We start from the raw sequence: 14,442 nt of genomic DNA, 5'->3' as shown, positions 1-14,442 counted from the left end.
CGGCGCCGGTCGATCTCGATTGACCACGGCGATCGCCCTGCTCATCCGCGAGGTGGTGATCCCCCGGCAAGCTCGGCAACGAAGTCCGACACCGCCCGGTTGAACGCCTCGGGCTGCTCGATCGCGCTGAGATGGCCGGCCTTCTCGATGACGGCCAGCCGCCCGTCGGGCACCGCCTCGACCATCGCGCCCGCTTCCGCGGGCGGGGTGATCTCGTCCTCCTCGCCCACGATCACCAGGACCGGCGCCTTGATCGCCCGCAGCGTGTCAAAGGAGTCGGGACGGCCGGCCATGGCCCGTTGCGCCCAGGCCGCGGCCGTCGGCGGAGCCGACTGGACCAGCCCGCGCACCCGGCCGAACACCATCGCCCTGCTCCGCACCGTGGTCTGCCCGACCAGCCCCGGCAGCAACTCCTTCAGCAGGACGGAGGCGCCCTCCTGGAGCACCGCGGCGGCGATCCGCTCGCGGTTGGATCTCGCGGCCTCCGGGTCGGCGCCCGCCTTCGTGTCGGCGAGGATCACCCCCAGCAGCCGGTCGGGGTGGCGGCGGCACAGGGCCATCGTCACGTAGCCGCCCATGGACAGGCCGCCGACGACCGCGCGGTCGACGCCCTCGCTGTCCAGCAGGCGCACGACATCGTCGGCCATCACGTCGAGGGAGGGAACGTCCCCGCCCAGCACCGAGCCGCCGAAACCGCGCAGATCGGGGGTGATGACCTTGCAGACCTCGGCCAGGCCCTCACGCTGGGCCAGCCACATGGCCGATGACAGGGGGAACGCGTGAAGGAGGACGACCGGAAGCCCCTCTCCAGCCGATCGTGTGTACAGCCGCACGCCGTCCACCGTATTCCCGGAGCCCCCGTCTGGCACCCCCGGTTCCACAACCGTTTATGACGTTGTGGTAACTCCGCGGTCAACGAATGGGACCCGGCAGGCGATACGGCGACGAGGATTCCGGGACGGGCCCGAACCGGACAGGGTACCTACGAGTCGGCGACCTCGGTGGGGAGGGGGTGGGCGGCCGGATTGACCCGCAGGACGATCTCGTTGAGGACGATCCGCACGTACGGCTCGCCGACCCACAGGTGCTTGGCGTCGTCCACCCCGACGACCTCGGCCTGGGGCACCCTGGCGAAGCGCTCGCGGGCCTGCTCGGGACGGAGGTAGTCGTCGAACTCCGGAACCAGCGCGGTCAGCGGCCGCCCGAACTCCGCCCACCCGTCGAGGTCGGCGTCGGTAGCCCTGTGCAGCGGCGGGGAGAGCAGGATCGCCCCCTCCACCAGCGGGTCGCGGCCCCACTTGAGCGCCAGTTCGGTACCGAAGGACCAGCCGAGCAGCCAGACCCGGGGCAGGTCGTGGAAGTCGGCGTACTCCAGGGCCGCGGCGACGTCCAGGCGCTCGTCCTCACCCTTACCGAAGGCCCCCTGGGACGTGCCCCGCTCGGAGGTGGTGCCGCGCGTGTTGAACCGCAGCACCGCCAGGTCGGCGAGGGCGGGCAGCCGGTTCGCCGCCTTCTTGTAGACGTGGCTGTCCATCATGCCGCCGTGGGTGGGCAGCGGGTGCAGGCAGACCAGCGTGGCCACCGGAGGCCGCTCCGCGGGAAGGGCCAGCTCACCGACAAGTGTCAGCCCGTCACCGGTGTGCAGCTCGATCGGTTCCCTGCGCGCGGGCAGCACCGTAGAGGCCCGGATCTCCATGTCTCTCCTCACCACGACCGGCGATCCACGCCGGTCAGTATCTGCTTCTGCCAGGACCGCGCCTGACCCTGTTGCGCCAGCACGCGGTGTGCCAGTGCCTGCGCTCCTCCTCGCCGCCCTGCCAGGCGGGCCAGCTGACCAGGTGCGGCAGGCCCGGCCTGATCTCCTGGTCGCAGCCGGGGCAGCGGTAGACCTTGTCCGCCGCGCCGCCGGTGACCCGGCGCACCTGCCAGTCTCCGTCGGGCCACTCCTCCGTCCGGTCGACACCGGGCACCGAGCCGCCGAGGGGGCGGGCCGAACCCCGGTTGCCACCGCGGTCGAACGGATCGGCCCGACGGGCCCTGCGGGGGCTCACGGCAGGTCTCGGAAGCTCCGGACCCCCGCCGCGACGAGCTGCTCCAGCAGCGGCGCGGGCGCGAGGAACGGTTCGCGGTACTCCGCGTACAGGGCGCGCAGGCCGTCGCGGACGGTCTCCAGGCCCAACTCGTCGAGCATCTCGAACGGTCCCGCCTGGTAGCCGCAGCCGAGCCGCATCGCGGTGTCGATGTCGTCGCGGGTCGCATAGCCGGAGTCGTACATCCGGACGGCGTCGTTGAGGTACGGGTACAGGAGCGCGTCGACCACGAACTCGGCCCTGTCCCGGCACGGCACCGGAACCAGGCCGACGCGCCGGACCAGCCCCTCCACGGCCCGCGCGACCTCGGGCCCGGTGAGCGCGGTGGAGGCGACCTCGGCGACCTGGTCGCCCACCAGGTGCAGGCCGACCAGGCGCTCGGGGTGCGGGAGCCCGGGGGCCAGCTCGACGACGGGAACGCTGGACAGCGCGACGACCATCTCCGCGTCCTGCACGGGCACGGTCTTGAAGCCCGCGGCGGAGATCCTGGCGGCGAAGGCGTCGCCCCCCTCGCCCAGCACCGCGACCAAGTCACCGGCCGAGGGCTCGTCCGCCGTCGGTTCCGGTTCGGTGGCCCGGTGGAAGCCACCACCCGACTTGCGGCCGAGCAGGCCGGCCGTGACCCGCTCGCGCAGGATCGGCGCGGCGGCGTGACGGCGGTCGTGGCTCTCCCTGAAGAGCACGCTCAGCACCTCGTACGAGGTGTCCAGGCCGATCAGGTCGAGCAGGGCGAAGGGGCCCATCGGCAGCCCGGCACCGAGCCTCATCGCGGTGTCGATGCCGTCGCGGGTGGCCACACCGTTCTCCAGCAGGACCGCGGCGTGGTTGAGGTAGGGCAGTAGCAGCCGGTTGACCACGAACCCGGCGCGGTCGCCGACGGTCACCGGGGTCTTGCCGAGCCGGCGCGCGAGATCGGCGACCTCACCGGCCAGGCCGTCGTCGGTGAGCAGCGTGTGGATCACCTCGACCAGTCTCATGACCGGGGCCGGGTTGAAGAAGTGCATGCCGATCACCCGGCCGGGGCGGCCGGTGGTGGCCGCGATCTCGGTGACCGAGAGCGAGGAGGTGTTGGTGGCGAGCACCGCGGACGGCTTGCAGATCCGATCCAGGTCGGTGAAGAGCGCCCGCTTGAAATCCATGACCTCCGGAACGGCCTCGATCACCAGGTCGGCATCCGCGAGATCCTCCAGCGAGGTGGTGAGGGTCACCCTGCCGAGGATCTCCGACCTCTCGGTCTCGCTCAGCCTGCCCTTGGCGACCGCGCGGCCCGTGGAGTCCGCCAGATGACCCCGGCCTCGGGTCAACGCCTCCGGGCCGGCCTCCACGCCGATCACGGCGATGCCGGCACGGGCGAAGCACTCGGCGATCCCGGCGCCCATCGTGCCAAGGCCGACCACGCCGACCGTCTCGAAACTGCCCGTCATCGTTCTCTCCACCCTGTTCGCGGATCCCGCTCCGCGCGACAAACCGCCCGCTCCTTGAACCGCAACAGTCTCCCAGAGAGGGATCGGCTACCCAAAAGCCGGTCGGACACCCCGGGAGCCACAAGAAAGTACTTGAATGAGAGTTGAGTAGTAATTAGTATTTGAGTATGTGAAGATTGGAGAAGACGTGGGAGACGACCTGACCCCGGAGGAGGCTCTGCGGCAGATCGGCGAGGTCGACCGGCGCACCCGGCGACCGGCACGCGTCGCCGGCCTGCTCTACGCGGCCCTCGGCCTGGCCACGATCGCCCCGCCCTTCTACGCGGCGTGGCGCGTGCTGCGCGCGGAGCGGTGAGCGGCATGGACGGAGCCGCAGGTGGTACGGGCTCGCACCCCCGGCACGACCTTGACGACGTCATCCACGCACCCGTCCGGCTGTCGATCATGGCCGCTCTGGCGGCCACCGACAGGGCCGAGTTCCGCTTCCTCCGCGACACCATCGAGGTCAGCGACTCCCTGCTCTCCAAGCATGTCCTCACCCTGGAAGAGGCCGGCTACGTGCGCGTGGAGAAGGCCTTCGTGGGTAAACGCCCACGCACCTGGCTGGCCCTCACCGACGAGGGCCGCCGGGCGTTCCATGACTACGTCTCCGTGCTGAGACGCCTAACCGAGGGACCTCCCCCATGATCGAGATAAACGATCTACAGAAACGATACGGCGACAAGACCGCTCTGGCCGGGGTGACGTTCTCCGTGAAACCAGGCGAGATGTTCGGCTTCGTCGGAGCCAACGGCGCGGGCAAGACCACCACGATGCGCATCCTGATGGGCGTGCTGACCGCCGACTCGGGCTCGGTGCTCCGCGACGGCCGGCCCCTGACGTTCGAAGACCGGCGCCGGTTCGGTTACATGCCCGAAGAGCGTGGCCTCTACCAGAAGATGCGGGTCGCCGAGCAGGTCGAGTACTTCGGCAGGCTCAGCGGCCTGACCGCGAGCGGGGCGAAAAAGGCCACCGGCGACCTGCTCGAACAGCTCTCGCTCACCGAACGCGCGACCGACACGGTGGACGCGCTCTCCCTGGGCAACCAGCAGCGCGTGCAGCTCGCGGTGGCGCTGGTGCACACCCCCGAGGTGCTCGTGCTGGACGAGCCCTTCTCCGGGCTCGACCCGCTCGCCGTCGACGCGCTGGCCGGGGTGCTCGCCGCACGGTGCGAAGCGGGCGTGCCCGTGCTCTTCTCCAGCCACCAGCTGGACCTCGTCGAGCGGCTCTGCCACTCGGTCGGCATCATCTCCGCCGGCCGCATGGTGGCCAGCGGCACCGTCGACGACCTGCGCGACCGGGAGGGACGCGGCCGGCTCAAGGTGATCGTCAGGGACGCCTCCCCCGGCTGGACCGCGTCCCTGCCGGGAAATGTCGTCGCGAAGGGCGACGAGGTCCTCGTCACGGATGTGGACGGCGACGGCCAGGACATCCTGCGCCTCGCGGTCAAGGCCGGAAAGGTCGAGCACTTCGGCTGGCAGCGGCCCACACTCACCGAGATCTTCAGGGAGGCGGTCGCGTGAGCGGGCTGTGGTTGGTCGCGCAGCGGGAGATTGTCACGCGCGGCCGTACGAGGGCGTTCGTCATCGGGCTGGTGGTGAGCGCCGTGCTGGTCGCCGCGCTCGCGTTCCTGCCCAAGCTCTTCTCGGGGCCCGACTCCTACACCGTGGGCCTCGTCGGACCGCAGTCGCAGACGCTGCAGCCGGTCCTGATCGGCATGGCCAAGGACGTGACGATCGCCGTCAGGGAGTTCCCCGACGAGGCCGCCGCGAGCGACGCGGTCAACGCCGGCGACGTGGACGCCGCGGTGGTGGACGGCCGCAGGGTGCTCGCCGACGGCGAGGTCGACCGTGAGCTGGGCCTGCTGCTGGAGAACGCGCACCAGACCGTCCGGACCCGGGGTCAGCTGGCCGGCGCGGGCCTGGACGCGGCCAAGGTCGCCCAGGCGATGCAGGTCGCCCCCCTGGAGCAGGTCTCGGTCGGCGCCGACGCCCGCTACGCGAGCGTGCGGGTGGGCATCGCGTCCCTGCTGGTCATGGTCCTGTTCTTCCTGCTCATCTACTCCTCCATGTACGTCGCCATGGGAGTGATCGAGGAGAAGGGCAGCCGGATCGTGGAGATCCTGCTGACCTCGATCCGCCCATGGCAGCTGCTCGGCGGCAAGATCCTGGGGCTGGGCACCCTCGCGCTGGCCAATCTCCTCGTGATCATCGTGGCCGGTCTCGGCGCGGCGGTGGCGACCGGCTTCGTGGCCGAGCTGCCCCCGGGCATGACGGGCATCGTGATCAGCACCCTGTTCTGGTTCATCCTCGGTTACGCGTTCTTCGCCGCGCTGGCGGCGGCGCTCGGGTCGCTGGTGTCCAGGCAGGAGGACGCGAACAGTGTGCTGACACCGATGACGATGCTCATGACGATCGCCTACCTGGTGGCCTACTTCGCGGCGGTCCAGCCCAGCAGCGCGGTGGCCAGGATCCTGTCGATGGTGCCGCCGTTCTCCTCGATGGTCATGCCGGTCCGGATGGCCGGGGGCGAGGTGCTCGCCGGGGAGATCGCGACGGGTGCGGCCCTGATGCTCCTGGCCACGGTGGGCACGCTCCTGCTCGGCGCGCGCATCTACCAGCGCGCGGTGCTGCGCACGGGCGCCCGCGTCAAACTCTCCGAGGCGGTCCGCTGACCGCGCTCTCCAGGCCGTACGCGTGAGCCGGGGCGCGGCTCACGCGTACGGACGCGGGCGGTGCGGTGGAACCGCCGCCGTGGCCGGATCCCGGGGATCGGGACGCCGTCGGGCCGATAGGCTTCGGTAATGCGTCTGGTCATCGCGCGGTGCAGCGTGGATTACGTCGGGAAGCTCACCGCCCATCTTCCGATGGCGCCTCGGCTCATCCTCATCAAGGCCGACAGCAGCGTCTCCATCCATGCCGACGACCGGGCCTTCAAGCCGCTGAACTGGATGAACCCGCCGTGCAAGCTCCGCGAGGAGGAGGGCACCTGGACGGTGACCCACGGCAAGACCGGTGAGAAGCTCGTCCTCACCATGGAGGAGATCATCCACGACACCAGCCACGAGTTGGGCGTGGACCCGGGGCTCATCAAGGACGGGGTCGAGGCCCACCTGCAGGAGTTGCTCGCCGAGCACATCACCACCCTGGGCGCGGGCTGGACGCTCGTCCGCCGCGAGTACATGACGGCCATCGGCCCGGTGGACATCCTCTGCCGCGACCACACGGGCGCCTCCGTGGCCGTGGAGCTCAAGCGCCGCGCCGGCATCGACGCCGTGGAGCAGCTCACCCGCTACCTGGAGTTGATGAACCGCGACCCCCTGCTCGCCCCGGTGACCGGCATCCTGGCCGCCCAGAGCATCGCCCCGCAGGCCAAGACGCTGGCCGAGGATCGCGGAATCCGCTGCGTCACCCTCGACTACGACGAACTACGCGGCATCGAGCGCAACGACACGCTGTTCTAACAGGGCTTACGCGTGAGCCACGCCCGTATGGGCCCGGTGGGGTTTCCCATCGCCACCGGAAATCCCACCTTCGGCCTCATTTCAGCCTGCCCTAAAACAATATTGCGCCCAGACCTCATCCAGAGACGCGATTTCCGGCATCAAGAACAGGCGGTCTGTTCCCTCCGTACCGCACCCGCAGAAGAGAAGCGCTTGAACTGCTGAACTTCAGGGGATACCCCGCGGAGGCGGGGATGGTCCGGACACATCGAGCACAGAGCCGGTTCGATAACGAAACTCTGCGCATGGAACAGCCTCTCGCCGAGAAACAGAGCCCGAACCTCGGGCCTTTGCATAAGCGCCGACAGGGCGGCATGGTGTCGACAGACACGCCGGACCCCCGGGCCGGACGTCAGGGCCGGACGTCAGGGCCGGACGTCAGGGCCGGACGTCAGGGCGGCCGGTCGCGACTCCACAGTGACTCCACAGCGGAAGAGTGTCGATGACCGGCGGCACCGGGCGGCAGACGCCGCCCCGGCAGGTGGACAGCCCAGCTTGTAAGTAATGGTTTACTGTGCAACGACTTCCGGTCTATCGTGAGCGGAACATGCCCGTACCGCCCGCTGCCCGCAGCCGGGGCGGTGGGCGCCGATCTCCCCCGAGCGGCGTTTCGCCTTCCAGGGCATCTGTCACGGCACAGAGGAGACGACCTTGACCACGGCGACCGGACAGCGCACCTTCGACTCCCTCGACCCGGCCACCGGCGCCGTCGTCGGCACCCACCCGATCCAGGACGCCGCGGCGGTACACGCCGCCGTGGCGGAGGCCGGGATCGCCGCCGCGTGGTGGGCCGGGCTGGACCGGGCCGGGCGCAGGCGCCGACTGCTCGACTACAAGGCGATCCTCGCGCGCGATCTGACCAGGATCGCCCGCCTCGTCCATGAGGAGACGGGCAAGCCGGAGGCCGACGCCACCCTGGAGGTCGTCCTGGCCATCACCCACCTCGACTGGGCCGCCAGGAACGCGCACAAGGTGCTCGGGATGCGACGGGTCTCCCCCGGGCTGGTCGGCGCCAACATCGCGGCCACCCTGGAGTACCTGCCGCTGGGGGTGGTCGGGGTGATCGGGCCGTGGAACTACCCGGTGTTCACCCCGATGGGATCGATCGCCTACGCGCTGGCCGCGGGGAACGCCGTGGTGTTCAAGCCCAGCGAGCTGACCCCGGGCGTGGGCATGCTACTGGCCGCGCTGTTCACCGAGGCGGTGCCGGAGCACCAGGTCTTCCAGACCGTCACCGGGCTGGGCGAGACCGGCGCGGCCCTGGCGGGGGACCCCGGGGTGGCGAAGATCGCCTTCACCGGCTCGACCGCCACCGCCAAGCGGGTGATGGCCGCGTGCGCGACGAACCTGACGCCGCTGGTCGCCGAGTGCGGCGGCAAGGACGCGCTGATCGTGGACGCCGACGCCGACCTGCCCGCCGCCGCGGACGCGGCGCTGTGGGGCGCGCTGTCCAACGCGGGCCAGACCTGCGTCGGGGTGGAGCGGATCTATGTGGTGGACGCGGTCTACGACGCCTTCATGAAGGAACTCACCGATCGGGCCGGGCAGGTGCAGGCCGGGCGCGACTACGGCCCGATCACCATGCCCGCCCAGCTGGACATCATCCGGCGGCATATCGACGACGCGGTCGCGGGCGGCAGGGCCGTGCTGGGCGGGACCGGCTCGGTCCGGGCGCCCTTCGTCGACCCGGTGATCGTCGAGGACGTGCCGGAGGACTCCGCCGCGGTCCGCGAGGAGACGTTCGGCCCGACGGTGACGGTGAAGCGGGTCGCCGATGTGGAGGAGGCGCTGGAGAAGACCAATGCCACCGCGTACGGTCTGGCCGGGACCGTTTTCTCGGGAAACACCCGGCGGGCTCTGGAACTCGCTCGCCGGATGCGCGGCGGGATGACCGCCATCAATTCGATCATCTCCTTCGCGTCTATCCCCGCGCTGCCGTTCGGCGGGGTCGGAGACTCCGGATTCGGCCGTATTCACGGCGCGGACGGGCTGCGGGAGTTCGCCCGCCCCAAGGCCGTCTCCCGCCAGCGCTTCGCACTGCCCGGAATGAACATCACCTCGTTCACCCGTAGCCAGAAGGAACTTGACCGGCTAGTCAGGTTTGTTACCTTCTTACATGGACGACGTAGGTAATACCACAACGCCCCTTCCACAAAAAGGATCTTGTACCCATAATGGTTGATTCTGGGGGCCAGAGCCATGAGGTGGAAGTGATAAAGCGATTATCTGTCAACCCCATACCGACGTTCAGGGGCTTGACATGAACGGACGGTCATATCGGGGAATGTCAGCGGAGGAGCGACTGGCAGAACGCCGGGAACGTCTGATCTCCGCGGCGTACAACCTCTACTCCGATCCAGGATTCCCCGAAACCACGATCGAGAGGTTGTGCGCCGCGGCACGCATCTCCAACCGCGCCTTCTACGAATGCTTCTCCGGACGCAACGAGTTGATGCGGGCCGTGCACGGCCGATGCGTGCACGAGACGCTGCAGTCGGTGGCGAAGTCCATAGAGCAGGCCCCTGACACCCTGGCCACCCGGGTCGAGGCGGGAATCTCCGGATACATCAATTTCGTCACCGAAGACAGGCGCCGTGCCAGGATCATGCATCTGGAGGTGCGCAGAGCGGGTGACTGCCTCATCAGCTCACGGCAACTGGCCGTCACGGCCTTCACCGACATGATCGAACTGAACGTCGCGGATCTGCCGGAGGCGGTCAAGGCCAACCGGCACCTGCTCGCGCTGGGCATGATCGGAGCGATCCAGGAACTGCTCATCGAGTGGGTGCTGGCCGACGACCCGCCCTCGACCGAGAGCATGATCAGCACTGCCGTTCACATCTTCTACCGGTCTTTCACCGAATAACCCGGTCACCTCGGTACGACCTCGACGAGGCGGAGACGAGGACGGGCCTCAGCCGGCCCGTCCTCCGATATGTTCCGGTGCCGCCGGTGTCCCGAACTCCGGCGGGCGACCGGATCAGGCCACCGCGGCCATGGGGTGTTCGACGGTGAGGACCCGGTTGAGCCGGGTCACCGCCAGCACCCGCATGATCCTCGGCGGCACCCTCCTGAGAATGAGGCGGCGTTCCGCGCCCACAGCGCGGCGATGCGTGCCCACCAACACCCCCAACCCGGTGGCGTCGATCATTTCCAGCCCGGAAAGATCTACGATCAGGTCGCCGCGCCCGGAGTCGACCGCCTCATGCAGCCGCGGGCGCACTCCGGTGACGGTTCCCACGTCGAGACGGGCCCCGACGCTGACCACCTGTGCCTGGGGGTTACCAGGGACGCGCATGCCTCCTCCTCACACCCGGTCACAAAAGAGATGTGACCGGGCACAACGGCGGTGCGTCATCGCAGCCAGTCGATCACGCACCGCATCCATATGCTGTCACAGCGTGTAAGAAGGCGCGAACCTCACCCGCTTCGAAATTCCCCCTTCTTACCCACATGAGAACCCCTTGCCCGAATCAGCGGATAAAACTCGGACCAAAGCCAACCTTTTCGCTGGACCAACCGGATGGCGGCGATCCGGTTGGTCACGCCTGTCACCTACGGGCGGGGCGGCAGCGCGGGGCGGCGACGGGACGGCCGGGCGGAGGCGTCGGGCGGGGTCGCCGCCGGGCGCTCGTCCAGCGCGGCCAGCGCGAGCCGTACCGCCTCCTCGATCTGCGGATCCCTGCCCGCCGCCCAGTCGTCAGGGCTGATGTCGATCTCGACGTCCGGATCAACGCCGTGGTTCTCCACACCCCAGCCGAGCCCCTCGAACCAGAAGGAGTACCTGGGCACGGTGATGTGCGACCCGTCGACCAGCCGGTGGCTGCCCTCGATGCCGATGACACCACCCCAGGTACGGGTGCCCACCACCGGTCCGAGCTTGTAGATCTTGAAGGCCGCGGTGACGATGTCGCCGTCGGATCCGGCGTTCTGGTTGGCGATCGCGACCAGCGGTCCGCGCGGCGCGTCCTCGGGATAGGTGATCGGCGTCATGCCCCTGGGCAGGTCCCAGCCGATGACCCGGCGGATCAGCCTCTCGATGACCAGCTCGGAGGTGTGACCGCCTCGATTGTTCCGTACGTCCACCACCAGCCCCTCGAAGGTCATCTCCCTGCGCAGGTCGCGGTGGAACTGCGCCCAGCCCTCGGCCACCATGTCCGGGATGTGCAGATAGCCCAGGCGACCGCCGCCGAGCTCCCTGACCCGCGCCCGGCGCCCGGCCACCCAGTGCTGGTAGCGCAGGCGCCTGTCGTCGCCGAGCGGCGTGACGACCACCCTCCGGCCACCGCCCAGGGTCAGCTCGACCGGCTTGTCCGCGGCGCCGACCAGCAGCCTGGCCGGCCCCTCCGGCGGCACCGGGCGGCCGTCGACCGCGAGCAGCGCCTCTCCCTCCATGACCGTCGCCCCTGGCCCGGCCAGCGGCGAGCGGGCGTGCACGTCGGAGGACTCGGCGGGCAGCACCGTGTCCACCTGCCAGCGGCCGTCGGCTCCCCTGGAGAGATCGGCACCGAGCAGGCCGACCGGCTCCGAGGCCGGGTAACCCCAGGCTGCCGCGTCGACATAGGCGTGCGAGCTGCCCAACTCCCCCACGACCTCCCAGAGCAGGTCGGCGAAGTCGTCCGCGGTGGCGACGCGGTCCACCAGCGGCAGGTACTCCTCCAGCACGGCCTCCCACTCGACGTCGGCCATGTCCTCGACCCAGAAGTCCGCGCGCATCCGGCGGCCCGCCTGGGCGTAGGCATGACGTCGCAGCGCCCGAGGGTCGCCGGTGATCCGGATCCTGGACAGGTCGACGGTCGCCTCGTCGCCGTTCTTGGCGCCCGCCTTGCCGCTGACCGGCCGGACCGTGAGCGTGCCCTTGTCACTGACGACGAGCTGCGTGCCGTCACCGCTCACCCGGTACCAGTCGAGCTTGTCGACCACCTCCTCCCACTTGCGCTTGTCCAGGTCGTAACGGTCCAGCGCCGCCCGGGGCGCCTCGCTCGCCACCTCGTCCCTGTCCTCGCCGAGCTCCCCCGCCAGCGGCTCGCGCAGCCAGACGAACCCGCCCTTGACCGCCCGCAGGTCCGAATACCGCCCCTCGGGGACCGGCACCCGCACGACCCTGGCGGCGATGCCGTCCAGGTCCACGGTGATCGCGGCCTCGTCCCGCTTGTCGTCGTCACCGGAGTCGGCGACGGGTCGCCCCGCGGAGCTGGGCGCGAACGGGGACGGCGTGGAGGCGGCCAGCGGCACCAGATAGGGCCGGTAGCCGAGCGGGAAGGACATGTCGAAGGAGTGCGCGTCATAGATCGGGTCGAAGCCGCGCCGCGACAGGAACGCCAGGTGGTCCCCGGTGAACGCGGGCGAGATGTCGGCGAACCTGCCGTCGGTGACATCGGTCACCACTCGGTCGGCCACCCTGGCCAGCTTGATCCTGCGCAGATGCTCGCTGTCCGGGTGTGACCAGGCCAGCCAGCCCGAATCCGGCGACCAGGCGAGACCCCGGATCTCACTGTGGGCCCTCGCCAGCTCCACCACCTCGCCGGAGGCCACGTCCACCAGGAGCAGCCGACCGTCCCTGGCGCTCACCGCGATCACGTTCCCGTCGGGTGCGACGGCCAGGTCCCCGACCTCGCCCAGCTTGCCCGCGGCGATCCTGCGGCTCTCTCCGCCCCCTGCGGGGACGATCTCCAGCCCCTGGGTCTCGCCGTCGTCGGCAACCCACACCACCCGGTCGTCGCCGAGAAGGCGGGGCCGCCCCGCCGACAGGCCGGTGCTGAGCTGCCGCGCCGGGCCGTCCCGATGGGTCACCCAGTGCACCGTTCCCTGGACCTCCACCACGCTGGCCCGCCCGGTGGCGTCCACGGCCAGGTCGTGCAGCCGCCTGCCCGCGTTGACCTGGTAGGGCTGCCGCCCCCGCAGCGGGGAGCCGAGCGTGACGTCGAGCTTGCGGGCCTCGGCGTCAAGATCGTCCAGGAGGTAGAGGTCGCCGGCGTTCTGGTAGACGATCCGCCTCCCGTCGGTGGTGGCGTGCCTGGCGTAGAAGACCTCGTGGTCGGTGTGACGGCGCAGGCCGGTACCGTCCAGCTCGCAGGAGTAGAGGTTGCCGACGCCCTCGTGGTCGGAGAGGAAGGCGAGCCGTCCCCCGATGAGCATCGGATCGGCCAGCTGGCTGTTCAGATCGGTCAGGATCCGGGTGAAGTCACCCTCTCCCCGCCGCACCCACAGCCGGCCCGCCGTACCGCCCCGGTAGCGTTTCCAGGTCGCCGGGTCGCGAGAGAGCGCCGCGGTGAGAAGTGCCACCGCGTCTTCCGTGACCGAGAGGTCGTTGATCGGACCGTACGGCAGCCGCTCGGCTCCGTCGCCGAGCGCGTAGGCCCAGGTCTGCCAGAGGAACGGCTGGCCGGTCGCGCTGATCGCGAGGACCTCTCCCTCCGGTGTCCAGCCGCGCGTGCGGGTCCGCGCGTTCCCCCAGTAGGTCAGCCGCTCGGCGGATCCGGAGTCCAGATCCGCCAGGTAGATCTCGGGGGCGCCGTCGCGAACGCTGGTCCAGGCGACCTTGGTGCCGTCAGGTGAGAGGCGGGGATGGCTCGCGGGAGCCCGGTCGGCGGAGAGGCGCCACGCCCGGCCGCCGTCCGCCGGAGCCACCCAGACGTCGTCGTCCGCGACGAACGTCAGCGTCTCGTGGGAGAGGTGTGGGAATCGCAGGTAGAAACCAGAAACCATTAACAAATCATATTGTCGACTATCAGGTGAATCGGGGGTAATTTTCGTCCCCGATAAGCTGGACGGCATGACGCGAGCTGACAGAGACAACCCGGTGGTGCTCTCCAAGATCTACACCCGTACCGGGGACGACGGCACGACCGCGCTCGGCGACATGAGCCGCACCCGCAAGACCGACCCGCGCCTGGCCGCCTACGCGGACGTCGAGGAGGCCAACGCGGCGATCGGCGTGGCACTGGCCACGGGTTCCCTGGAGGCGGACGTCACCGCCGTTCTCACCCGGATCCAGAACGAGCTGTTCGACGTCGGGGCCGACCTCTGCACCCCGATCACGGAGAACCCCGAGTTCCCGCCGCTGCGGGTCGAGCCCTCCTACATCGAGTGGCTTGAGGCGCGCTGCGACGAGTTCAACGAGCGCCTCAAGCCGCTGCGCAGCTTCATCCTGCCCGGCGGCATCCCTGCCGTGTCCTGGCTGCACGTCGCCAGGACCGTGGTCCGGCGGGCCGAGCGGACCGTCTGGTCGGCGCTGGAGGCCCACGACGACGTCAACCCGTTGACCGCGAAGTACCTCAACCGGCTGAGCGACCTGATGTTCATCCTCTGCCGGGTGGCCGCAGGCGGCGACGAGATCCTCTGGAAGCCCGGCGGCACCCGCTGAGGGGCCCGCCACCCGGTAACG

Annotated in this window: 14 protein-coding genes; 8 read left to right on the top strand and 6 right to left on the bottom strand. The window is 69.9% G+C overall.

Going from position 1 to position 14,442, the window contains the following annotated elements; all coding sequences use genetic code 11:
* Positions 1-41: 41 nt before the first annotated feature.
* The 4 genes from ACQP0P_RS10765 to ACQP0P_RS10750 all read right to left on the bottom strand — a co-directional run bounded on the left by ACQP0P_RS10765 (position 42) and on the right by ACQP0P_RS10750 (position 3,514).
* Positions 42-833 (bottom strand): alpha/beta fold hydrolase, encoded by a 792-nt coding sequence (locus tag ACQP0P_RS10765; protein WP_433374314.1) that lies wholly within the window; start codon positions 831-833, stop codon positions 42-44.
* 149 nt (positions 834-982) lie between these two features.
* Positions 983-1,696, bottom strand: a complete 714-nt coding sequence (locus ACQP0P_RS10760; protein ID WP_350924743.1) for an alpha/beta hydrolase — start codon at positions 1,694-1,696, stop codon at positions 983-985.
* A 34-nt stretch (positions 1,697-1,730) separates the two neighbouring features.
* On the bottom strand, positions 1,731-2,051 hold the full coding sequence (locus tag ACQP0P_RS10755; protein WP_386320246.1) for an ATP/GTP-binding protein: 321 nt from the start codon (positions 2,049-2,051) through the stop codon (positions 1,731-1,733).
* Positions 2,048-3,514 carry a 3-hydroxyacyl-CoA dehydrogenase family protein gene (locus tag ACQP0P_RS10750; protein WP_433374310.1) on the bottom strand — a complete coding sequence of 489 codons (1,467 nt, stop codon included), beginning with the start codon at positions 3,512-3,514 and terminating at the stop codon, positions 2,048-2,050. The genes ACQP0P_RS10755 and ACQP0P_RS10750 overlap by 4 nt, the downstream gene beginning before the upstream one ends.
* A gap of 169 nt (positions 3,515-3,683) precedes the next feature.
* Here ACQP0P_RS10750 and ACQP0P_RS10745 point away from each other — a divergent pair, with 169 nt between their 5' ends.
* The 7 genes from ACQP0P_RS10745 (at position 3,684) to ACQP0P_RS10715 (ending at position 9,921) form a co-directional block, all read left to right on the top strand.
* The gene (locus tag ACQP0P_RS10745) at positions 3,684-3,869 is read left to right on the top strand and encodes a hypothetical protein (RefSeq protein ID WP_433374307.1); all 186 of its coding nucleotides are present in this window, start codon (positions 3,684-3,686) and stop codon (positions 3,867-3,869) included.
* 5 nt (positions 3,870-3,874) lie between these two features.
* Positions 3,875-4,201 (top strand): winged helix-turn-helix domain-containing protein, encoded by a 327-nt coding sequence (locus ACQP0P_RS10740; protein ID WP_433374305.1) that lies wholly within the window; start codon positions 3,875-3,877, stop codon positions 4,199-4,201.
* Positions 4,198-5,076 (top strand): ABC transporter ATP-binding protein, encoded by an 879-nt coding sequence (locus ACQP0P_RS10735; protein WP_433374302.1) that lies wholly within the window; start codon positions 4,198-4,200, stop codon positions 5,074-5,076. The genes ACQP0P_RS10740 and ACQP0P_RS10735 overlap by 4 nt, the downstream gene beginning before the upstream one ends.
* Positions 5,073-6,227, top strand: a complete 1,155-nt coding sequence (locus ACQP0P_RS10730; RefSeq protein WP_433374298.1) for an ABC transporter permease — start codon at positions 5,073-5,075, stop codon at positions 6,225-6,227. The genes ACQP0P_RS10735 and ACQP0P_RS10730 overlap by 4 nt, the downstream gene beginning before the upstream one ends.
* A gap of 129 nt (positions 6,228-6,356) precedes the next feature.
* Entirely contained in the window at positions 6,357-7,016 is a 660-nt protein-coding gene (gene nucS / locus ACQP0P_RS10725; RefSeq protein WP_350924727.1) for an endonuclease NucS, read from the top strand.
* Between the two features lie 690 nt (positions 7,017-7,706).
* Positions 7,707-9,188 (top strand): aldehyde dehydrogenase family protein, encoded by a 1,482-nt coding sequence (locus ACQP0P_RS10720; RefSeq protein WP_433374294.1) that lies wholly within the window; start codon positions 7,707-7,709, stop codon positions 9,186-9,188.
* A 151-nt stretch (positions 9,189-9,339) separates the two neighbouring features.
* Positions 9,340-9,921: a TetR/AcrR family transcriptional regulator gene (locus tag ACQP0P_RS10715; RefSeq protein ID WP_433374291.1), complete on the top strand. Its 582-nt coding sequence runs from the start codon at positions 9,340-9,342 to the stop codon at positions 9,919-9,921.
* A 114-nt stretch (positions 9,922-10,035) separates the two neighbouring features.
* On the opposite strand, the gene ACQP0P_RS10710 is transcribed toward ACQP0P_RS10715, so the two are convergent.
* Both ACQP0P_RS10710 and ACQP0P_RS10705 read right to left on the bottom strand, forming a co-directional pair.
* Positions 10,036-10,353, bottom strand: a complete 318-nt coding sequence (locus ACQP0P_RS10710) for an STAS domain-containing protein (protein ID WP_350924717.1) — start codon at positions 10,351-10,353, stop codon at positions 10,036-10,038.
* A 257-nt stretch (positions 10,354-10,610) separates the two neighbouring features.
* On the bottom strand, positions 10,611-13,763 hold the full coding sequence (locus ACQP0P_RS10705) for a S41 family peptidase (protein WP_433374288.1): 3,153 nt from the start codon (positions 13,761-13,763) through the stop codon (positions 10,611-10,613).
* Positions 13,764-13,830: 67 nt separating this feature from the next.
* On the opposite strand from ACQP0P_RS10705, the gene ACQP0P_RS10700 reads away from it, so the two are divergent.
* Positions 13,831-14,421, top strand: a complete 591-nt coding sequence (locus tag ACQP0P_RS10700; protein WP_433374285.1) for a cob(I)yrinic acid a,c-diamide adenosyltransferase — start codon at positions 13,831-13,833, stop codon at positions 14,419-14,421.
* Positions 14,422-14,442: the final 21 nt, after the last annotated feature.

The sequence above is a fragment of the Streptosporangium sp. CA-115845 genome (genome assembly GCF_050943795.1).
Taxonomy (GTDB): Bacteria; Actinomycetota; Actinomycetes; order Streptosporangiales; family Streptosporangiaceae; genus Streptosporangium.
The sequence above is the reverse complement of the archived record's forward strand: the minus strand, read 5'-3'. Positions and strand labels throughout refer to the sequence as shown.